15 protein-coding genes, 1 tRNA gene and 2 pseudogenes are annotated in these 19,964 nt (G+C 64.3%); 7 read left to right on the forward strand and 11 right to left on the reverse strand.

The window, feature by feature from the left end:
• Positions 1 to 16: 16 nt before the first annotated feature.
• Positions 17 to 682, reverse strand: a complete 666-nt coding sequence (locus H9L12_RS07625; RefSeq protein ID WP_187541237.1) for a (d)CMP kinase — start codon at positions 680 to 682, stop codon at positions 17 to 19.
• Between the two features lie 111 nt (positions 683 to 793).
• On the opposite strand from H9L12_RS07625, the gene H9L12_RS07630 reads away from it, so the two are divergent.
• Positions 794 to 1,117, forward strand: a complete 324-nt coding sequence (locus tag H9L12_RS07630) for an FYDLN acid domain-containing protein (RefSeq protein WP_187543212.1) — start codon at positions 794 to 796, stop codon at positions 1,115 to 1,117.
• A gap of 99 nt (positions 1,118 to 1,216) precedes the next feature.
• Positions 1,217 to 1,291 (forward strand) — tRNA-Ala (locus H9L12_RS07635).
• 69 nt (positions 1,292 to 1,360) lie between these two features.
• On the opposite strand, the gene H9L12_RS07640 is transcribed toward H9L12_RS07635, so the two are convergent.
• Both H9L12_RS07640 and H9L12_RS07645 read right to left on the reverse strand, forming a co-directional pair.
• Positions 1,361 to 4,135 (reverse strand): calcium-binding protein, encoded by a 2,775-nt coding sequence (locus tag H9L12_RS07640; RefSeq protein WP_187541238.1) that lies wholly within the window; start codon positions 4,133 to 4,135, stop codon positions 1,361 to 1,363.
• Positions 4,136 to 4,870: 735 nt separating this feature from the next.
• Positions 4,871 to 8,629: a beta strand repeat-containing protein gene (locus H9L12_RS07645; protein WP_187541239.1), complete on the reverse strand. Its 3,759-nt coding sequence runs from the start codon at positions 8,627 to 8,629 to the stop codon at positions 4,871 to 4,873.
• A 500-nt stretch (positions 8,630 to 9,129) separates the two neighbouring features.
• Here H9L12_RS07645 and H9L12_RS07650 point away from each other — a divergent pair, with 500 nt between their 5' ends.
• On the forward strand, positions 9,130 to 9,312 hold the full coding sequence (locus H9L12_RS07650; protein WP_187541240.1) for a hypothetical protein: 183 nt from the start codon (positions 9,130 to 9,132) through the stop codon (positions 9,310 to 9,312).
• Positions 9,302 to 9,463, forward strand: a complete 162-nt coding sequence (locus H9L12_RS07655; RefSeq protein ID WP_187541241.1) for a hypothetical protein — start codon at positions 9,302 to 9,304, stop codon at positions 9,461 to 9,463. The genes H9L12_RS07650 and H9L12_RS07655 overlap by 11 nt, the downstream gene beginning before the upstream one ends.
• A 163-nt stretch (positions 9,464 to 9,626) precedes the next feature.
• On the opposite strand, the gene H9L12_RS14445 is transcribed toward H9L12_RS07655, so the two are convergent.
• Positions 9,627 to 10,031: a calcium-binding protein gene (locus H9L12_RS14445; RefSeq protein ID WP_425506820.1), complete on the reverse strand. Its 405-nt coding sequence runs from the start codon at positions 10,029 to 10,031 to the stop codon at positions 9,627 to 9,629.
• Here H9L12_RS14445 and H9L12_RS13140 point away from each other — a divergent pair.
• A complete protein-coding gene (locus H9L12_RS13140; protein WP_223177095.1) occupies positions 9,969 to 10,106 on the forward strand; it encodes a hypothetical protein in 138 nt (45 codons plus the stop codon). The two genes, H9L12_RS14445 and H9L12_RS13140, sit on opposite strands and share 63 nt — an antisense overlap.
• Positions 10,107 to 10,265: 159 nt before the next feature.
• Here H9L12_RS13140 and H9L12_RS14450 read toward each other — a convergent pair.
• From H9L12_RS14450 to H9L12_RS07680, 3 genes and pseudogenes are all read right to left on the reverse strand, one after another.
• Positions 10,266 to 10,325 (reverse strand): annotated as a pseudogene (locus tag H9L12_RS14450) (hypothetical protein); the annotation flags it as partial.
• Positions 10,326 to 10,603: 278 nt separating this feature from the next.
• Positions 10,604 to 12,193 (reverse strand): annotated as a pseudogene (locus H9L12_RS13145) (calcium-binding protein); the annotation flags it as partial.
• A gap of 238 nt (positions 12,194 to 12,431) precedes the next feature.
• Positions 12,432 to 12,893: an Lrp/AsnC family transcriptional regulator gene (locus tag H9L12_RS07680; protein ID WP_187541242.1), complete on the reverse strand. Its 462-nt coding sequence runs from the start codon at positions 12,891 to 12,893 to the stop codon at positions 12,432 to 12,434.
• Between the two features lie 287 nt (positions 12,894 to 13,180).
• Here H9L12_RS07680 and ygiD point away from each other — a divergent pair, with 287 nt between their 5' ends.
• The gene (gene ygiD / locus H9L12_RS07685) at positions 13,181 to 14,026 is read left to right on the forward strand and encodes a 4,5-DOPA-extradiol-dioxygenase (protein ID WP_246450286.1); all 846 of its coding nucleotides are present in this window, start codon (positions 13,181 to 13,183) and stop codon (positions 14,024 to 14,026) included.
• Between the two features lie 62 nt (positions 14,027 to 14,088).
• Here the strand turns inward: ygiD and H9L12_RS07690 are convergent, their stop codons facing one another.
• Positions 14,089 to 15,210 carry a hypothetical protein gene (locus tag H9L12_RS07690; RefSeq protein WP_187541243.1) on the reverse strand — a complete coding sequence of 374 codons (1,122 nt, stop codon included), beginning with the start codon at positions 15,208 to 15,210 and terminating at the stop codon, positions 14,089 to 14,091.
• Between the two features lie 114 nt (positions 15,211 to 15,324).
• Between H9L12_RS07690 and H9L12_RS07695 the strand changes: the two genes are divergently transcribed.
• A complete protein-coding gene (locus tag H9L12_RS07695; RefSeq protein WP_187541244.1) occupies positions 15,325 to 15,804 on the forward strand; it encodes a hypothetical protein in 480 nt (159 codons plus the stop codon).
• A gap of 247 nt (positions 15,805 to 16,051) precedes the next feature.
• Here H9L12_RS07695 and H9L12_RS07700 read toward each other — a convergent pair whose 3' ends face one another.
• From H9L12_RS07700 to H9L12_RS07710, 3 genes are all read right to left on the reverse strand, one after another.
• Positions 16,052 to 16,213, reverse strand: coding sequence for a Flp family type IVb pilin (locus H9L12_RS07700; RefSeq protein ID WP_187541245.1), 162 nt, complete (start codon positions 16,211 to 16,213; stop codon positions 16,052 to 16,054).
• Between the two features lie 263 nt (positions 16,214 to 16,476).
• Positions 16,477 to 17,844 carry a S8 family serine peptidase gene (locus H9L12_RS07705; RefSeq protein WP_187541246.1) on the reverse strand — a complete coding sequence of 456 codons (1,368 nt, stop codon included), beginning with the start codon at positions 17,842 to 17,844 and terminating at the stop codon, positions 16,477 to 16,479.
• 71 nt (positions 17,845 to 17,915) lie between these two features.
• Complete coding sequence (locus tag H9L12_RS07710) at positions 17,916 to 19,901, reverse strand: transglycosylase domain-containing protein (RefSeq protein ID WP_187541247.1); 1,986 nt, start codon at positions 19,899 to 19,901, stop codon at positions 17,916 to 17,918.
• Between the last annotated feature and the right edge of the window lie 63 nt (positions 19,902 to 19,964).

The raw sequence follows: 19,964 nt of genomic DNA on the forward strand, positions 1-19,964 counted from the left end.
CTGATCCGGGAGTGACCTAAACGCCCGAGGGAAGACCCCGTTTCAGCCGCGCCTCGACAAGCGCGAGCGCCGCGGCGATCGCTTCGTCCACCGTCAGGTCGCTGGTGTCGAGCAGGTCGGCGTCCGCGGCGCGGGCAAGCGGGGCAAAGTCGCGATGGCTATCGCGTTCGTCGCGGGCGTGGATATCGGCCAATACCTCGGCATAGTGGACGGAAATGCCCCGCGCCTCGAGCTCGGCGAGACGGCGCTGCGCACGGGCTTCGGGCGAGGCGGTGACGTAGAGCTTGGCGCTTGCCTCGGGCGCGATGACGGTGCCGATGTCGCGGCCGTCGAGCACTGCACCGCCGTCCTGGCCGGCGAAGGCGCGCTGGCGATCGAACAGCGCGGCGCGAAGCATCGGGAAAGCCGAGATGCGGCTTGCGACTCCGCCGACCACTTCGCTGCGAAGTTCCGGATCGGCGGGATCGACCTGGCCCAGCTGGGCGACGGCGCGAACCGCTTCGAATTCATTGTCGAAGTCCCCGCCGAAGCGGACCAGGGTCAGCGCGACCGAACGGTAGAGGACGCCGGTGTCCATGTGCGGCAGGCCGTAATGCGCCGCCAGGGCGCGGGCGATCGTGCCCTTGCCGCTGGCCGCGGGGCCATCGACGGCGATGAGGGTGGAACGGGAGGACTGGGCCATCGCGGTGCCGCTTTGACAGGGCGGCGGGCCTATGGCAAGGCGCGCGCCAACACGGGACGAGGCGACCCACGCCCTCCCCTTTTAAGCCACTTGCGATTTGGAGACATGACCTTGGTCAAGACCGAATGGGGCACGAAGCGCACCTGCCCCAAATGCTCGACCCGCTTCTACGACCTCGGCAACGAAGAGCCGGTGACCTGCATCGAATGCGGCAACGCCTGGATGCCCGAGCCGGTGCTGAAGTCGAAGCAGCCGCTGCCGTTCGAAGCCGCGACGCCGACGCCGGACAAGGCGGTCGAGGCCGACGAGGACCTGGGCGCCGAAGACCTGGTTCCGGACGAGGACGAAGAGCCGAGCGCGGACGACGAAGTCGACCTGTCGACCGGCGACGACGACCTTGGCGTCAGCACCGGCGACGAGGACGACGAGAATTAAGCGCCGACGGGCGTGATTTTACCGTTTGCTTGACGGGAAATCTGCCCTAAAGGGCGCGCCACCAGCCCGGTCGAACTACGCTTCGACGGGAAAACGGACGGGGCCGTAGCTCAGCTGGGAGAGCGTCGCAATGGCATTGCGAAGGTCAGGGGTTCGATCCCCTCGGCTCCACCATCCGTCAAAAAAGCCCGCAGCAATGCGGGCTTTTTTTATTGCGGCCTTCCCTTGGCGCCGGTGGCGAGTTCAGAGAATGAAATCGGTCGCGGCTAGTGCGTGGAGCCCGTCAATCCGGATCCAGAAGTCGGCCTTGCCGTCGCCGTCGGTATCGCCCTGAACATAGGTGTTGCCGCTGATCTGCTGGTAGCGGAGTTGCCCCGCGACATTGCTGAAGGCGGCGCTGCCGACGAAGGTGAAGGCCTGGTCGAAGCCGACGTTGCTGTTGGCATCGACCAGTTCAAGCGAGATGCGGTCGCCCTGCGCATGGCTAAAGTCGTGGATGCGATCGGCGGTGCCACTGCCCATCCCGGCGAAATCCAAATTCTCGAACGCGAACAGGTCGGCGCCAGCGCCGCCATAGAAACGGTCGAGACCCGACCCGCCGTAAAGATAGTCGGTCCCGTTTTCACCGTAGAGGATGTCGTTGCCGAGGCCGGCACGGATCGTGTCGGCACCATCCTTGCCGTACAACAGATTGTTGCCGCTGTTGCCGATCATCATGTTGTCGAGGGCGTTTCCGTAGCCGCGAAGGTCGGAGAAGCCGTCGAGGACCAATTGCTCGATATTCGGGCGAAGCTGGTGGTTGATCGACGCGAGGACCGTATCGTATCCCTCGCCGGCATTTTCATAGGCGTAATCGGCAAGATCGCCGACGACGAAGGTGTCGTTGCCGATGCCGCCATACATGCGGTCGTATCCAGCACCGCCCGTCAACGTATCATTGCCTTCCGCACCGAGCAGGAAGTCATCCCCGCCGGCACCGTCGATGGTGTCGTTGCCTTCATAGCCATAAAGCTTGTTGGCGACTGCGTTACCGACAATGAGATTGTCGGAGGAATTACCCTTCCCGATCGCGGCAACGCCGGTCAGCGTCAGATCCTCGACCTCGGCACGCAGTTGGTGATCGATCGACGAGACCACCCGGTCACGCCCTTCGCCAGCAACTTCGTAGGCATAGTCGTCGGCGTCGTTGACGAAATAGGTGTCGTCGCCTGCGCCGCCGTACATCCGGTCGTAGCCCGCGCCGCCGACGAGTGTGTCGTTGCCGATCAGGCCGTAGAGGTAGTCATCACCCTCGCCGCCCTCGATCGTATCGTCGCCGCCGTTGCCGTACAGCTTGTCGGCGCCCGCAAGACCATGCAGCACATTGGCCGAGTCATTGCCGCGGATGGTGTTGTCGAGCGCATTGCCCGTCCCGTCGATCATCGCCGTACCGAGCAGACGCAGGTTTTCGACATTGGCCGTCAGGGTATAGCTGATCGACGAGCGCACCTCGTCCGTACCCAGACCAGCGCCCTCGATGACGACATCGCCTGCATTGTCCACGATGTAGGTGTCGTTGCCGGAGGCACCGTACATCTCGTCGGCACCGGCGCCGCCATCGATCGTATCGTTGCCGCCCGCCCCACTGATAAGGTTGCCCAGCCCGTTGCCGGTCAGGACGTCGTCGAACGACGAGCCGTACAGATCCTCGATGTTGAGGAGCGTGTCGGTCCCGGCCCCGCCCGTTACCTGCGGCCCCGATTTGGCGAGGCTGACGGTCACCGCGCTGCTTGCGCCGGCGTAGCTTGCCGCGTCGAAACCACTGCCACCGTCGAGGGTGTCGTTGCCCGCGCCGCCCGACAGCCAGTCGTTCCCGCCGCCTCCGACGATCGTATCGTCACCGCCCATCCCATAGATGAAATTGTCGACGTCATTTCCGGTCAGGACATCGGCGTAGGCCGAACCGTCCAGGTCCTCGATCGAGATCAGCGTGTCGGTGCCGGCACCGCCGGTCGCCTGGACACCGGCGATCGCGAGGTTGACGGTCACGCCCGAGGTTGCCTCGGTGTAATCGGCGAGGTCGTAACCCGCGCCGCCGCTGAGCGTATCGTTGCCGCCGTTGCCCGCCAGCAGGTCGTCGCCTTCGCCGCCCTCGATCTTGTCGTTGCCGTTACCGCCGATGACGATATCGTCGCCGCCCGCGGCGTTGAAGGTCTGCGCGTAATTCCAGGTCACCCCGGGCACGAGCTGGGCGTCGGCGACGTCGGGCAGGACGACATAATCGTCGCCGTCGAACGCATAATAGATGTCGGCGAGGCGGCCGGAGGCGGCCGCGAAGGCGACCGCTTCCTGCTGGTCGGCGGTCAGTGCGCCGAAGTCGACATCGTCCGCCTCGCTTGTGAACAGCTGGCCGCCGGTCGGGTTGCGGTACAGCACCGCGCGAACGCCAAAGCCGCTGGCGTCCCAGCCGGTGAAGGTGACCAGGAAGTCGCCGTCCGCATCGACCCCGACGTCGGGGCTGGCGAAGTCGTAGGCGAAGTCGTCGCCGACATCGAACGACACCGGCGTTTCGTCGCCGACCTTTTCGCCGACCGAATTGAAGGCCTGGACCCCAACCGCGCCTTCCCACTCATCGTACCAGCTGACGATGAAGCCACCGGAAGGAATGGATGCCACCGCGGGGTAATGTTGCTCGCCCTCGACATGGGTGGGGACGATGAACGGGTTGTCGATAATCTGTCCGGTGGCACTGAACAGCTGCGCGACGACATCCTGGCCGCCGGTCGCGGGGTTCTCAAAGGTGCCTACGACGACGAGCTTGCCGCCGCCGGCGGAAGCGACGTCGGCAACGTGGAACCCGAGTTGGACGGTCGAGCCGCCGATCCGGACGTAGGAGCCACTGTCCGTTCGCCAGGTAATGGCGTGTCCGGCACCGAATGAGGTGACCGCGGTGACATCGAGAAATTCAAAGTAACTGCTGCCGCGAGCAATTTCGGTGGTGCCGCCATTCGACCCGTTCACGCCGATCGAACGCGCCATGATCACCTGAACGTTATCAGACAGATCGTTGTCCGGAATTCCGTCCTTTTCGATCGTGGTGCGATAAGTCAGGACGTGGCCGTCGCCTGACTGGCTGATGTGAGGATCGCTCGCCTTTTCGATCGAAATGAAACTCCCAACGGCTTGGCCACTGGCGTCGTAGGTCTGGGCGCGGACCTCAATGGTGTAGCTGTTGGTATCTGGGAGGAGAGTATGCTGTGTCCAGGCGACGATGAAACCGCCCCCTCAACCGCGGCGATCACCGGCTGATCGATGTAATCGTTGTTGTTGCCGCCCGACCCCGAACCGGCGCTGGTCGACACGATGATTTCGTGCGCGATCGGGCTGGTGCCGCCGATCGACTGGCCGGCGTTGTCGATCACCCGTACGATGATCTTGGGGGGTCGTTCATCGTCTGCTGCCAATAGGCGATGGCAAAATTGCCATTGGTCAGCGCCGCGATTTCCCCTGACCCTGAGACCCCGCCTCAACTTCGTTGATGCCGAATTCGGAACGCTCAACAACGTACATGCTACACCCCCTACACGACGATCTCGTCGCCGAGTCGTCCAGTACGTTGTGTCGAGTGTTCGCGTTGAGTGTCAACACGATCAATCAAGCCGTTTAATAATCGGACGGCCGAAAGGCCGCTCCGCCGTCAGCGATCGATCAGGGGAGCCGGCCGTTCCGCTTTCTAGTCCGGACCGCCTACGTCCTTGTCGTCAGCTGTGTCCCCTAGAACAGGACATCCGCCGCAGCGGAGGTCGTCGTTGCCGAGCCCGTGTCGACCACGACGAAGTCGGTGTAGCTGAGCACCGTTCCCGCGGTGAAGGTCGCGATTTCGACCTTCGCGCCCGACCCGGTGCCATCGGCATCGAAGTAGAGTTTACCGCTGGCCTGGTCATAGATGACGCGGTCGGTGCTATCCTGGGCGGCGGTTCCGGCGCGGAAGGCGCCTTGGGCCAAATTCCCTTGCCCAAGGCCCGTGAACACCGATGCGGACAGCACGAAGGTGTCGGCCACGCGATCGAAGTCCGCGAACAGGTCGGATGAATTGAAAGCGTCGATGACGAAATTGTCCGCGCCTGCCCCGCCGAACAGCGTGTCAAAGCCCTGCCCGCCGATCAGCGTGTCGTTGCCAAGGCCGCCTTCGAGCCGGTCATCGCCAGCAGCGCCGCGAATGGTGTTGGCGCCATCATTGCCCACGATCAGGTTGGCACCGTCGTTGCCGCCAGCGAAGAAATCGCCCGTCCCGGTCAGGTAAAGCGTTTCGACATTGGCGCCGATGACGAAGGAATCGGACGCGACGACGGTATCGTTGCCGGCATTCGCACCCTCGATGACCTCTTCGCCGTAATAGTCCACCTGGTAGGTGTCGTCCCCGGCCCCGCCGAGCATCCGGTCCGCGCCCGTGCCGCCGTCGAGCAGGTCGTTCCCGCCGCCGCCGCGCAGTTCGTCATTGCCGGCGTTGCCGACGAGCTGGTTGGCGAGGTCGTTGCCGATGATCAGATTGTCCTGCTCGCTGCCGGTGCCGTTGACCGCGTCGGCGCCGACGAGTGTCAGGTCGCCGTAGAAGCCCTGCGACATGGTGAATGACACGGTCGACAGGATCATGCCGTCGCCCGCCAGCACCACGTCGTCGGCCGAGTTGACGATGTAGGTGTCGTATCCGCCGCCGCCGCTAAAGGTGTCGGCGCCGAGGCCTCCATCGAGGACGTTGGCCGCGAAATTGCCCGTGATGACATTGTCGAGCGCATTGCCCGTGCCGTTCACGGCATCCGTGCCGCCCAGCACCAGGTTTTCGACATGGTCGCCCAGCACGAACGAGACCGTCGAATTCACTTCGTCAATGCCGGCGTCCGCGCCCTCGATGACCACGTCGCCGAGATCGGTGACGGCATAGCGGTCGTCGCCCCGTCCGCCGATCATCGTGTCGGAGCCATAGTTGCCGGTCAAATAGTTGGCCGCCGAATTGCCGGTCAGCACATTGTCGAGGTCGTTGCCCTGCGCGTCGATCGCGGCCGCGCCCATCAGGGTCAGGTTTTCGACGTTGGCGCCGGCGAAGTAGAGGCTGAAGCTGATCGTCGAGCGGACGGTATCGATGCCGGCGCCGGCGTTCTCGAGGATCGAGTCGCCGGAATTGTCGACCGCGTAGATGTCGTCGCCAAGACCGCCGCGCAGCAGGTCGGCCCCAAGGCCGCCGTCGATGAAGTTGTTCGACGCATTGCCGGTGACGACATTGTCCAGGGCGTTGCCGGTCGCGCGGTAGGCGGTTCCCTGCAGCAGCAGGTTTTCGACATTGTCGCCCAGGACGTAGCTGATGGTGCTTCGGACCGTGTCGGTGCCTTCGCCGGCGTTTTCGATGACCACGTCGCCGGTGCTGTCGACGAACAGGGTATCGTTGCCGGCGCCGCCTTCCATGATGTCGGCGCCCGCGCGGCCGTCGAGATAGTTGGCGGCGCTATTGCCGACGAGGTGATTGGCCCGGCTGCTGCCCGTGGCGTTGATCGCCGCTTCGCCGGTCAGGAAGATGTTCTCGACATAAGTGCCGAGGATGTAGCTGACCGAAGAATGGACGGTGTCGACGCCGCCGCTGGACGTTTCGCCGATATAATCGTCGACATGGTCGACGATGTAGGTGTCGTTCCCGGCGCCACCCTTCATGACGTCGCTGCCCCAGCCGCCATCGATGACGTTCGCGGCCGAATTGCCCGTGATGATGTTCCTGAATTCGTTGCCCTTGCCGTCGATCGCGGCGGTGCCGGTCAGGGTCAGATTGTCGAGGTAGCTGCCGAGCGTATAGCTGATCGACGATATCACCGAATTGACGTCGGCGACGTAAGAAGTTTCGACAATGACGTCCCCGATATCGTCGACGATATAGGTGTCACTGCCCATTCCGCCGCTCATCATGTCGGCGCCGCCACGCCCGTCGATCAGGTTGGCGTTGGAATTGCCGTTGATGACGTTGCCGAGCGCATTGCCGGTGGCATTCAGCGCTGCCCCGACCAGCGTCAGGTTCTCGACGTGAGCGCCCATGATGAACGAGACAGACGCGGTCACCGTGTCCACGCCCCCGTCGGCGCTGGCCTCGACCGCACGGTCGCCGGAGGAATCGACAAAATACTGGTCGTCGCCGCCAAGCCCGCGAAGAATGTTGGTGCCGCCGTTGCCCGTGAGGATATTGGCGAGGTCGTTGCCGGTGCCGTTGATGCTGGCACTGCCGGTCAGCGTCAGGTTCTCGACGAATTGGCCGAGGGTGAAGGCAACCGAGGCCTGGACGAGGTCCACACCGCCGGTGGCGCTGGCTTCCGTCACCGAATCCCCGGCATGGTCGACGATGTAGGTGTCGTTGCCGCCATTGCCGGCCATCTGGTCGGCGCCGGCGCCGGCGTCCAGGCGGTTCGCCCGATTGTCGCCCGTCAATCGATCGTCAAAGGCAGAACCGACGACATTGTCCATGCTGACCAGCGTATCGTTGCCGTCGGCGCCGCTTGCCGTTCCGGCCAGCAGGTTGACGTCCACGCTACCCGAAGCGTTGGCGTAGACCGCCGTGTCGGCACCGCTGCCGCCGATCAGGCGGTCATCGCCGAGGCCGCCTTCAAGCGTGTCGAGACCGCCGGTCCCCGTGACGACTTCGGTCAGGCCGATGACGAACGAGCCGTAGACATATTGGTTGAAGGAGCCGTCCCCGGCGAGGATGTCGTTGCCGGCGCCGCCGACCAGGACGTCGCTGCCGAGGTGCCCGGCGAGGATGTTGTCCGCCCCGTCACCGACAAGAGTGTCGTTGCCCTTCCATGTCGACAGGTTCTCGATCCCGGTCAGGGTGAAGGTGACGCCGCCGGTCGATTGGGACCCGCCGTCGGGCGCGAGGGAGATCGTCAGGTTGACCGGCGTCTGATTGTAATCGGTCCCCGCAATTTCCCAGATTTGCACGGTGTCGGAGCCGTCGCCGCCGTCGATCGTCTTGTCACCCGTTCCGAACGTGAAGAGGTCGTCACCACCGTTGCCCGACAGATTATCGGTGCCGCCCGTGGCGAAGAACCAGTTTCCGCCATCGTCACCAATGAGCGTGTCGTTGCTGGCGTAATAGCTGCTGAACACGTGTTCGATGCCGGTCAGGACGTCGAAACCGTTACCGGTATGCTGGCCGATGCCCTGTTGCCTGAGGTCGATCGTCAGCGCCGACTTGGCGAAGCCGAAGAAAATATCGACGCCGTCCCCGCCATGATATTCGTCGTCGTAGAACGGCAGGTCCCAGCCTTCGCCATAATAATATTGGTCCTGGAGGATGTCGTTCCCGGCGCCGCCGTAAAGACGGTCGGTGCCGAGGCCACCGTAGATGCGGTCATCGCCGGCGCCGCCGTCGAGCGTGTCGTTGCCAAGACCTCCGACGATGAAATCGCTGCCACTCAGGCCCTCGATCTGGTCGTCGCCGTCGGTGCCATTCAGCGTGTCGTCGCCGTTCGTCCCGCTTATAACCATGTCCGTCATCCCCCTTATGGCGGAGGACGTACGATAACATGCCGACTGGCGACGCTCGGGATCCCCACCCCGCGCGGCAGGATAGATTGCGAAACCGACGCGTCAATCAGCGGAAGTGAGGCATCCTCCGGGGCGGCGTTCCATTCGGAGACCCGGCAGGCGGACCGACGCAACGCCTGGCGCCGCGCTGCGTTGAAGCAGCATGACCGACAAGCGAAACCCTGGCGCCCATCCTGATGCCACCGATAGCCCCGGCGGCCTGCCCCCGAGAAAGTCGAAGATCGCCCGGTCGTCGGACAGGTCCGACCCGAGGATTATCCCGATCGTGGCGACACCACCTTGCCCGGTGGCCAATCGGAGAGATGCGACCGCGATGGCCAGGCCGGACAGGTCGAAGGCGGCGAGACCTCCGCTGCCGGCGCTCAAAAATCGAACAAGGACTTGCCGCGCGGTGGCTGAACCGATCGCCTGGTGCAATCGGTGCATGATCGTCAACGAATGGACGAGCGATGCTTGAGCTAAAGCATCTCGAAAAGGTCGCGGCGACGTTCCGCAACCTGGCGGCGACGGCGCCGACGGACGAGACCAAGGCCGAGATGCTGGCGGCGGCCGAGGAGTATCAGCGTCGCGCCGACGTCCGACGCAAAAGCCTGGAAACCGTCAAATCGATCGGCGCTCGCGATGACTCGTGATGAAATCGTCTCGAAAATTCGGGGTCGTGTCGCCCAGTGCCGGGCGCTCGCACGGTCGACCATGGACCCTGCAACGAAAAAAGTCCTCAACGAGATGGCGGACGAGGGCGAGGCCGATATCGAACGGCTACTGGCGGGACCATCCTTCTGAAGACCGGCATGCCGGAAACGGATGAGCCCGCACATCGCGCCGCTCGTCGCCTCGCCCCTGTCGTGATACGCCCGCGACGAAATGCGCAATGATGATCCGGACAGGCCGTTGCGGGCCGATCCCTAGAAAATGAAGTCTCCGGCGGCGAGGGACGTGACGCCGATCAGCTGCAAGCCAAGATCGGCGACACCATCGCCGTTCGTATCGGCCCAGACGACGCTGTCGCCACCGCTCGATTCGTAGCGCAATTGCCCGGCGACGCCGGTGAAGGCGCCAGTTCCGATGAAAATGAAGTCTTGCGTGCCGGCGAGGGTCGTGTTCGCGTCGGTGAGGTCGAGGCGGATCTTGTCGCCTTCCCGCGGACGAAATCGCCGATGACGTCGATCGTGCCGACGGTCCCGCCCTGCAAATCGCCCGTGCGGAAGACGAAGCGGTCACCGCCAGCGCCGCCTGAAAGTTCGTCGCGACCGGTGCCGCCTTCGAGCCAATCAACGCCGTCGCCGCCATGCAACTGGTCATCGCCAGCGCCGCCGTACAGTTTGTCGTTGCCGCCGTTGCCGCTGAGGATGTTGGCGCCGGCGTTGCCCTTGATGACGTTGGCGAGTTCGTTGCCGGTGCCGTCGATTGCGGCACTGCCGAGTAGGGTCAGGTTTTCAAGGTTTGCACCTAGCGTGTAGCTGATCGAGCTGTCGACCCGGTCGGCGCCTTCGCCGGCCAGCTCGGTGACGCTGTCGCCAGCATCGTCGACGCCGTAGATGTCGTTGCCGACGCCACCGATAAGCGTGTCGACACCCGCTCCGCCGTCGAGCGTGTCATTCCCGGCGTTCCCGACAATGGTGTCGTTCCCGGCCAGCCCGTACAGCTTGTTGGCCCGGCGTTGCCGGTCATCATGTTCGCCAGGGCGTTGCCCGACCCGCTGATCGACAGCGCGCCGGTCTGGACCAAATTCTCGACATTGGCGCGAAGCGTGTAGGCGACCGACACCATGGCCGTATCGGTCCCTTCGCCCGCGACCTCGACGAGCGCATCGCTGCTGTTGTCGACGATATAAGTATCGTCCCCAGCGCCGCCGTAGATGGCGTCGGCATCCCTTCCTCCGTCGAGCGTGTCGTCGCCGGCGTAGCCGTAGAGGCGGTCGATCCCCACGCCACCCTGCAGCGTGTCGGCGAAAGCGGTCGCCTGGAGGATGTTGGCGCCCGAGTTACCGACCATCGTAACCGCGTTGCCGAGCAGGCGCGCATCGACATTGAGCGCGACCGTCCCCGACAAGGCGGCGGTCGGATTGGTTCCGGTGCCGATGACGATCCGTTCGATGCCCTGGTCGTCGGCGAACAGCTTCAGCGTGCCCTCGCTGGTCGCCGAGAAGCGCACTTCGTCGACACCGGCGAGGCCGCTGTCGTTGATCTCAGCGGCGGCATGGTGAGCGGCTGTCATGACCTGGTAGATGTCGGTGCCTTCGCCGCCGTCGAGTTCGTCGGCGCCCTCGCCTCCGATGATCACGTCATCCCCGTTGCCACCGTAGACCGTGTCGTTGCCGGCACCGGCGTCGAGGAAATCGTTGCCGCTATAGGATGCGACGGAGTTGAAGAAGACGATCGCGCCCGCGTTCACCCCGGAGAGGCCAAAGGTGCCGTCGCCGGCCAACGTGTCGTCGCCAGCATTCCCGATCAGCCTGTCATCGCCATCGTCACCGGCCAGAATGTTCGCATTATCGTCGCCGGTCAGGCGATCCGAGCCATAATAACCAGACAGATTCTCGATGCTGGTAAGCGTCCAGGTACCAACCCCAGTAGACTGGGTGCGATTCTGGAGCAGCAGCGAAATGCTGACGCCATCAGCGGTGTAGAGCGGCGCATAGGCCTGGTCATTGATTTCAACCGTGTCCGTTCCGGCGCCGCCGTTGAGCGTCTTGGTGCCGTGTCCGACCGTGAAATAATCGTCACCGCCGTTGCCCGACAGATTATCGGCCCCGGCGAAGGTCCAAAACCAATTGCCTGCGTCGTTACCGATCAAGGTGTCGTTCTGGTAGCTGGCCGTGATGTGCTCGATGCCCGTAATCGTGTCCGTGCCCATCTGTCCGACATATTGCGCCGCGGTAAGGCGCAAATCGACGGTCACGCCATATTCGTTGCTGAAATAACTCAGGCGATCATTTCCGGCGCCGCCCGAATAGACGTCGTTACCGAAGGGGCCGGTGGCCGTCCCGGACTCGCTGAGGAAATCGTCACCGTCGCCCCCGTCGAGTTGATCATTGCCGAAGGAACCGCGGAGCGTGTCGTCGCCCGTGCCGCCAAATAGCGAATCGTTGCCGTCACCGCCGTCGAGCACATCCGCCCCACCTTGCCCATCAAGGACGTCGTCGGCCGTGCTTCCGGTGAGCGTATCCGCGCCGGCCAAGAGCAAATCGAACAGGCCGGCAAGATTGTCGGACATGACAAGGTCAGTGAAGGTGGCGACGCTCATCGCCGTACCTTCCATTGTCACAATCGTGGCGCCGTTCACCGCATAGGAAAGCGTGTTGATCACGCCCGTGGTGGGATAGCCGTCGACGTAGTCGTAGAGGCTGCCGGTCAAGGTCAAACGTTCGGTAAAGCCGGGTTCACTATAGTCGACGATAAAGTGGGTCTCGGTTCCGGTCGTGGGGGTTCCGAAGTCAAAAAACTCCGCCAAGGAACCAGTGGCAATGAAATCACGCTGATCAAACGCTACGCTCGCAACCAAACTTGCCATGAAAGCCCCCAAGGATTTTGACGCCCACTACCGTTATTGGATTAACGGCACGATTCTGTGCGTGTTTAATAAAATTCGTAAATTTATTGATCAATTGAATTTTGTGAATTGGCTGCTTTCAAGGAGCGCGCTTGCTTGTCCTCGGAGGCTCGCCGTCGGCAATGGCCAGCGCAATTCCTAGCGCAATCGCGTTGTCACCGTGACGGCGCCCAACGCCACCAGTCAATGGCGGCCTTCCCTAGCGACCGGTATCGATTGGCAGGGCCGTGGTACGCTTCACGGTCTCCATCGCCAGATGCGACGAGACATTCCGGAGCGGCACTTGCGCGATGAGCTTGCGGTAGAAGGCATCGAAGGCGGCCATGTCGGCCACCGCGATCTTCAGGATATAATCGAGGTCGCCCGCCAACCGGTGGACTTCCATGATTTCCGGCATGTCGGCCACGACCCGCGTGAAGTTCGCGAGCCAATCCGGGGAATGGTCGTTGGTCTGGATCGTCACGAAAACGATGAGGTCGAGGCCGATGGCTTTCGCGCTGACCAGCGCGACCTGGCGCTGGATGACCCCTTCGCGGATAAGCTTCTGGATGCGGCGCCAGCAGGGCGTTTCCGACAGGTTGACCTGTTCGGCCACGCGGGCGACCGCTTGCGACGAGTCCTGCTGGAGAATGGCGAGAATGCGCCGGTCGGTCTGGTCCATGACAATCGCCTGCTGGGGAAGAATCTTCCAATCGAGTCGCGTCGATGACATTTTACGGGCTATTTTGGCAAGGCAATCTGCTTCTACTTGGAAGTTACTGGCGCAAATGTCATTAACAGGATGTCGGGTCGTGTCTGCCGTTACTCGGCGCGGTTCGGCGAAACGCCCTCAACTCCCTTTCAAGGGCGATTTCCCGTGGGAGCCCCATGATCCGGGGCTCCCACCCCCCTCTTTTCAGCAACGGCTGATCGGACCATGGTCGTGGGCTTGAGGAGGTGGACGGCGCCATGACCATGCCTGCCCTGTTCATCGGCCACGGCAGCCCAATGAACACGCTGGAGCGCAACGGCTACACCAACGCCTGGCGAGCGATTGGACGCCAGTTGCCACGGCCCCGCGCGATCCTGGTCGTGTCGGCGCACTGGTACATCGGCGCAACCGCGGTGACCGCGATGGCGCGGCCGCGGACGATCCACGACTTCTACGGCTTCCCGCCAGAGCTGTTCGCCTTCGACTATCCGGCGCCCGGCGCGCCCCACATTGCGATGGAAGTCGTCGAGGCGTTGAAGCCAACCTGGGCGGGCCTCGACCGCGACCAGTGGGGACTGGACCATGGCACCTGGAGCGTCCTGGCGCACCTTTACCCGGACGCCGATGTCCCGGTTCTCCAGCTGTCGATCAACGCGCTGAAGCCGATCGACTATCACGTCGAGCTTGGCCGCAAGCTGGCCGCGCTCCGTGACCGGGGAGTCCTGGTGCTGGCCAGCGGCAACGTCGTCCATAACCTGCGCGAGATCCAGTGGAACAAGCCCGACGCCGGCGAGCCGTGGGCGCAGCGCTTCGACGAGGCGACGCGGCGGCAGATGGCCGAGGATCCCGGCGCGATCCTGAAATTGCTCGAACACCCCGACTATGACCGCGCGGTGCCGACGCCCGACCATTTCGTGCCCTTGCTCTACATCGCGGGCATGGCCGAGGCTCTGGGCGCCAAGGGCGAGGCGGTAATCGAGGGCTATGCCATGGGGTCGCTGTCGATGACCTGTTTCGGAGTGGGCACCGACCTTGACCTTGAATGCCCGACCGGCGCGGCGGAACTGCCCGAGGGCGTCCCGCCCGACCAGACCAACGTCTAGGCCAAACGAAAACGGCGGTACCCGGAGGCACCGCCGCTTCCCGTGACGAACGTCGAGGCCGGTTAGGCGACGACCACGTCGTACATGCCGTTGATCACGCGGGTCCGCGGATCCATCCGGTACACGAAGCCGTCGTCGTAACGGTACATGTACTGGTCGGTGTCGTAATACTGGCTGCGGTACTGGTACGGGACGTTGTAGACCCCGTAGCTCGCCGGCATGACCTGGCCCATGGCGTAGTTGTTGCCACTGACCAGCGCGACCAGCGCCTGCACCACCTGGGTCGACGGATCGACCTGATAGATGCCGCCATCGGCATAGCGATAATCGAACTCGGGCGTATCGTAATAGATGTCACGATAAGCGACCGGGACGTTATAGCTGGACCACGACGACGGCATCGGGTTGCCGATGTAGTAGTCGTCGTACATCGGATAGGCACTTTCGATCAGCCGCGTGCGCGGGTCGACCTGGTAAATCATGCCATCGTCGTAGCGATACCAGTTATCCGGCGTGTCGTAATAGCGCGAACGATACTGGTACGGCACGTTGTAGACGCCGTAGCTGGCCGGAAGGTAATTACCGACGCCGAGGTTGTTCCCGGTCAGCAGCGCGACCACCGCGGTGATCAACTGCGAGGTCGGGTCGACCTGGTAGATCGCGTTGCTGCCGTAGCGATAATAAGAGTCCGGCGTGTCGTAATAGTAGGATTGATAGGCATACGGCACGTTGTAGCTGCGATACGCGATTGGCATCGGCTGCCCGATCGAGAACGCCCCACCGTAAAGCGGGATCAGCGTCGTGACATAATCGTCGTAACGGCGGACCCGGTACAGATAGCCGTAGTCGTCGTCGTACCGGTAATAATAGTCGGGCGTGTCATAGTAGGTCGACCGGTAACCGAGCGGCACATAGTCGTCATAGTAATAGCGCGTGTCGAGCGGCTGGCCGACCAAGGCCAAGGCACGGGCCGGTTGGCGATCGCGAATGCGTTCGCGCGACTGGGCCAGGCGAGCGCGTTCGATCACGCCGCCCCAAGCGCTCTGGCGACGGGCATCGCTATACGCGATCTCCCGCGAGTCCGCGGTCGGCGCGAAGGCCGTGCGGCGACCGTCGATCCGGCGGTCGAAATTCTCCGCACGAAGCTGCTGGCGGTCGCGGATGCGATCCTCACGATGGGCCATGCGCTGGTTGGCGAGCGAACGACGATCGACCTGTTGCTGGCGACGATCGGCGAGCACGGCGCGACGATCGGCCCGCTCACGACGTTCAATCTGCTGTGAACGGCGGCTCTCGGCTTGCTGGCGACGTTCAAGCATCTGAGAACGACGGCTCTCCGCCTGCTGGCGACGTTCAATCTGCTGCGAACGGCGGCTCTCGGCCTGCTGACGACGCTCAATCTGCTGCGAACGACGGCTCTCGGCCTGCTGACGACGCTCAAGCTGCTGGGAGCGGCGGCTCTCAGCCTGCTGACGACGCTCTGCCATCACATTGCGGCGTTCCTGCATCTGCTGCTGGCGTTGCTGGCGAGCTTCGGCGCGCTGGAACGACGGGCGTTCCATCCGCTGCTGACGCTCGATGCGCTGCGGCTGGCGCTCCATGCGCTGGGCCTGACGCTCGGCGCGCTGCGGCGCCTGCCGTTCGGCACGCTGTTGCTGGGCCGGGCGTTCTGCCCGCTGAGCCTGGCGCTGTTCCTTGGCCGGGCGGTCCTGGTTGCCCCCGCGCTGAGCGGTGGCGGGCGAGGTAATGGCCAGCGCCGCGACGCTCGCGATCAATAGGGTCTTGGTCATAATCCGATCCTGACTGGTTCAGTTCGAGAAACGACGGATTTTGGCAAATCACGTATGTTTTCAACATGAACAAGCAGGTCGAAGTTCCGGCGAGCGGGTCGGCTCGCCGCATAATGTGCGCGTCACAACGACACTGTTATCTGAGGTTCAGATTTCCGGGTCTCGCGGGCACGCGAAAACGGCGGCGTCTTTCGACGCCGCCGTTCCCACTGATTCAACCGTAAGGCCGGTCGGCTTAGCCGAGCTTCGACGAAACGTTGTTGAACGTGGTGCCCAGCTTGTTGCCGATGCCCTGCATCGCGCCGATGGCGGCGACGGCGATCAGCGCGGCGATCAGGCCGTATTCGATCGCGGTGGCACCCTTGTTGTTCTTGATCAGCTTGAGAAACTTCGACATTTTCTGGTCTCCTATGGTCCACGAGAGGGTCCACACCCCCACCGAACGTCTTCGCGCCCGGTCGACCAATCAGTAGGATGACAGCGGTTAAGGATGGCTTGAGCGCCCCGGTTACCGTCGGTGTAACCATCAATTTTTTATTGTTTTATCTCAGTCGATTGCGGGCCGCCGGTTAAATCGACAGCCTGATTTCGCAGGATTAACGCGCCGACGGAAACGGGCCGCCGGTCGCCCGGCGGCCGGCCAGTTCACGACTTCATCCGTCAGCGCTTGGCGAGCGTGGTCGGCGACACGCCGCACTTCCCGCAAACGATGCCCAGGCCGACTTCGCCGCTGCCCGGGACCGCCTCTGCGATGAGGCGCGGGAAAGACGAGGTCTGGATCAGCCGCCCGGCCACGAGCGGCGCTGCGAAGCTTGTCCCGCGAACCGCCATGAAGCCGCTCCCGGGGACGGCGGCGACCAGGTCGACGGCCGGAGCGCCGAAATCGACATGTTCAGCGCGACCGGCCTCCATGATCGGCTTGCCGGTGCGGTCGGTGCCGGTCACGCTGATGACCCCGGCGTAGCTTGCCGGATAGCTTGCCGGCGCCATCGATCCGTCATTGCCGGTCGCGGCGACGACTTTCGCTCCGCCCTTCTGGACGGCGGCAATGGCCCGGCCGACGGCGACGCTTTTCGGCCCGGCGAGGCTGACCGTCACGACGGCCGGCCGCTTCGACGCGGCCCAGGCGAGGGCCTTGACCATCCTGGAGGCCGAGCCGCTGGCCGGATTGCCGCCGTAGATGTCGGCCGAATAGAGCCGCGCACCCAGGGCAGCGCCGCGGAATTCGCCGAGGTTACCCACGAGCAGCGACGCCACCGCCGTGCCATGGCCCGTCGCCTGGTACTTGCCGGCGAATCCCATCGTTTCGATGCCGCTGTTCTTCAGCGCGGCATGATCCGTGGCCACCCCGCCGTCGATCATCACCAGGGCGGGCGCCGCCGGACGCGCAGCCGGCGCCTGGGCGGATCCGGCCGAAGAACCAGCCTCCGCGCCTGCGGAGCCCGCCGGTTCGTAGACATAGTCCGGCTCGACCTGCAGGCCGGGGTTCGCGCTGGCGAGCGCCGCGATCGCCTGGGCGGTCGGGGTCGATGCAGGGGTGCTGAGCGTCGTCAGGCGGAGACCGAGCGCGGCGTCCGACCATTCGTCCGTCACCCCGAAACCCGCCGCCTTCGCGGCCGCCAGCTGTTCGGGCGTGGCATCGATCAGCAGCGCACGCTGCCGGACGATCGGCAGGCCGGCCGGGTCGAGCTCAAGTTCCTTGCGGTGCCGGTTGACGAGGTTCTGGAGCCGCTTCGTGCGAAGGGCCAGCAGCTTGTCGGGTGATACGAAGGATTCCTCGATCCCGCTGACATAGTCGAGCGTGGAGCGGAGCGCGTAGCGATCGCCCCTCAGGATCTCGCCGCCCCTCACCCGGCTTTCAGCCTCGACCTTGTCGAGGTCATGCTGGCGCCAACCGCTGTTGGCGACACCGGTCACGTTGGGAGGAGGGGGAACAAAGATCGGTTGCGTCGCCTGCGACCAAGCGGCGCCGTTGTACGCCAAGGACAAGGTGACCGCGGTAAGTGCGACATAGACAGATTTGCGCATGATCGACTCCCCTTCGAAGTCGTCATCAAATAGCATTGGTTACAAACTTACAAGAAGGGCGAGGACCAGCTTCAGTTGCTGTCCTGGCGCGAGAACAGGCTGTCGATGGCGTCGATGAGCCCGTCGATCGCCGTGCCCGGGTCGCTCCATTCTTCGGGCAGAGGGCTTTGCCGTTCGAGACGCGGTCGGGGCTGCGGCGCCCGGAATGGCAGTTCGGGGCCGCGGCGGCGGTCGATCTCGATCGCCGGGGCCATGAACGCGCGCCAGATCCGGGCGGGCGTCGTGCCGCCGCTGATCGAGCCCAGCGACTTGTTGTCGTCGCGCCCGACCCAGACGCCAACCACCAGGTCGCCGGCAAACCCGACGAAGATGGCGTCGCGGTTGTCCTGGGTCGTCCCCGTCTTGCCGAACGTCGGAACGCCCAGCGCGGCGCGCTTGCCGGTGCCTTCGTTGGCGGCGCTCCACAACAGTTCGAGCACCGGTGACCAGTCGCGGCCGCGGTCGAGGAAGCCACCGCGGCTGAACCAGGAGGACAGGCCTTGTTCGGCATTGGCCTTGGGCGGCAGGCCGGTGGGGCGAACCGGATAACGACCACCGGCGACCGCGGCGTAGGCCGAGGTGAGTTCGAGCAGGCTGACGCCTGACGTGCCGAGCGCGAGGCTGGGCGCGTCGGTCATGGGTGAGACGATGCCCAGTTCACGCGCGGCGCGCATGACATTCTGCCGGCCGACCTGCTCCGCGAGGCGGACGGTGGCGGCGTTGCTGGACCGCGCAAACGCTTCGCGGAGCGTGATCGTCCCGCGATAGACGCCGTCGCTATTGCGTGGGGTCCAGCCGTCGATGGTGATCGGCCGGTCCTCGACCATGCTGTCGGGCGTGTAACCGGCGCGGAGCGCTGCCAGGTAGACGAACAGCTTGAACGCTGAACCGGGCTGGCGCCGGGCCTGGGTCGCGCGGTTGAACGGCGAATCCTTGTAGCTTTTGCCGCCGACCATCGCGACGACCGTTCCGTCGGGACGCATGGCGACCAGCGCCGCCTGGATCGGTGCCCCGGGCGCGGTCGCGATGGCGCGGACGGCGAGGCGCTGCAGGTCGGCGTCGAGCGTCGTCGGCACCCTGACCTCGCCATAGTCCGCCTCGAACGCGGCCGATGCAGCGGGGGCGACCCAATCGGCGAAGTAGGTGCCGGTCGGAACCTTGCCGACACGGATCATCGGCTTGGCCGACTTGGTGGCGGTAGCCCGCGTCTGGGTAATGACGCCGGTGTCGGCCATCGCCTGGAGCACGAGGCGGCTTCGCTTTTGCGCGGCGGGCAGGTTACGGGTCGGCGCAAGCCGCGACGGCGCCTGCACCAGGCCGGCCAGCATCGCCGACTGGGCCAGCGTCAGCCGCTCCGGCTCCCGCCCGAAATAATGTTTCGACGCCGCGCGGAGCCCGTAGACGCCGTCACCGAAATAGACGCTCGACAGGTAACGCGAGAGAATCTCGTCCTTGGTCAGCCATGCTTCCAGCCAGAAGGCGATGATCACTTCCTGCGCTTTCCGCTTCAGCGAGCGGTTGGACGACAGGAAGCTGGTTTTGGCCAGCTGCTGCGTCAGAGTCGAGCCGCCCTGGCGGACCCCGCCGGCGCGGAAATTGGCGACGAAGGCGCGGCCGATGGCGCGCGGGTCAATGCCCCAGTGACTGCGGAAACGTCGGTCCTCGATGGCGATGAAGGCGTTGGGGGTAATCGGGTCGAGCCGCGCGATCTCGACCGGCGATTCCTTGACCGCGCCGCGCCGGGCGATCGGCTTCCCTTCCGCGCTGACCAGCAGCATCGCGGGGTCGTCAAGCGGTTCGAGCGCGCGCGACAGCGGCGCGGTAACGATCAGCCAAAGCAGCGTGATCAGGAACAGCGCGCCGAACGCGGTGAAGCCCCAGCGCAGCCAGCGACGGCGGCGCGGCTTCGGCGGCGCAATATCGGCCGGCTCGGGCGGCGGCGGCGGACGGTTGAACGGGTCGGGCAAATACTCGACGTCGCGACCGTTGCGTTGCCATATCCCGGATTCGTCGGTCATTCGATCCTTGCCAGACGGAGGCCGACACCTTGGCCACTGACTTACTTCACTAAAACAGTCGGA

The organism is Sphingomonas rhizophila (assembly GCF_014396585.1).
Taxonomy (GTDB): Bacteria; Pseudomonadota; Alphaproteobacteria; order Sphingomonadales; family Sphingomonadaceae; genus Sphingomicrobium; species Sphingomicrobium rhizophilum.

Excerpts from the sequence above, each read along its gene's own strand:
- ygiD (WP_246450286.1), top strand. The coding sequence starts at position 13,181 with ATGACCATGCCTGCCCTGTTCATCGGCCACGGCAGCCCAATGAACACG.
- H9L12_RS07640 (WP_187541238.1), bottom strand. The coding sequence starts at position 4,135 with ATGGCGCGTTCGATCGGCGTGAACGGGTCGAATGGCGGCACCACCGAA.
- H9L12_RS07645 (WP_187541239.1), bottom strand. The coding sequence starts at position 8,629 with ATGACGGACATGGTTATAAGCGGGACGAACGGCGACGACACGCTGAAT.
- H9L12_RS07705 (WP_187541246.1), bottom strand. The coding sequence starts at position 17,844 with ATGCGCAAATCTGTCTATGTCGCACTTACCGCGGTCACCTTGTCCTTG.
- H9L12_RS07680 (WP_187541242.1), bottom strand. The coding sequence starts at position 12,893 with ATGGACCAGACCGACCGGCGCATTCTCGCCATTCTCCAGCAGGACTCG.
- H9L12_RS07650 (WP_187541240.1), top strand. The coding sequence starts at position 9,130 with ATGCTTGAGCTAAAGCATCTCGAAAAGGTCGCGGCGACGTTCCGCAAC.
- H9L12_RS07700 (WP_187541245.1), bottom strand. The coding sequence starts at position 16,213 with ATGTCGAAGTTTCTCAAGCTGATCAAGAACAACAAGGGTGCCACCGCG.
- H9L12_RS07710 (WP_187541247.1), bottom strand. The coding sequence starts at position 19,901 with ATGACCGACGAATCCGGGATATGGCAACGCAACGGTCGCGACGTCGAG.
- H9L12_RS07655 (WP_187541241.1), top strand. The coding sequence starts at position 9,302 with ATGACTCGTGATGAAATCGTCTCGAAAATTCGGGGTCGTGTCGCCCAG.
- H9L12_RS07690 (WP_187541243.1), bottom strand. The coding sequence starts at position 15,210 with ATGGCCCATCGTGAGGATCGCATCCGCGACCGCCAGCAGCTTCGTGCG.
- H9L12_RS07625 (WP_187541237.1), bottom strand. The coding sequence starts at position 682 with ATGGCCCAGTCCTCCCGTTCCACCCTCATCGCCGTCGATGGCCCCGCG.
- H9L12_RS13140 (WP_223177095.1), top strand. The coding sequence starts at position 9,969 with ATGCAACTGGTCATCGCCAGCGCCGCCGTACAGTTTGTCGTTGCCGCC.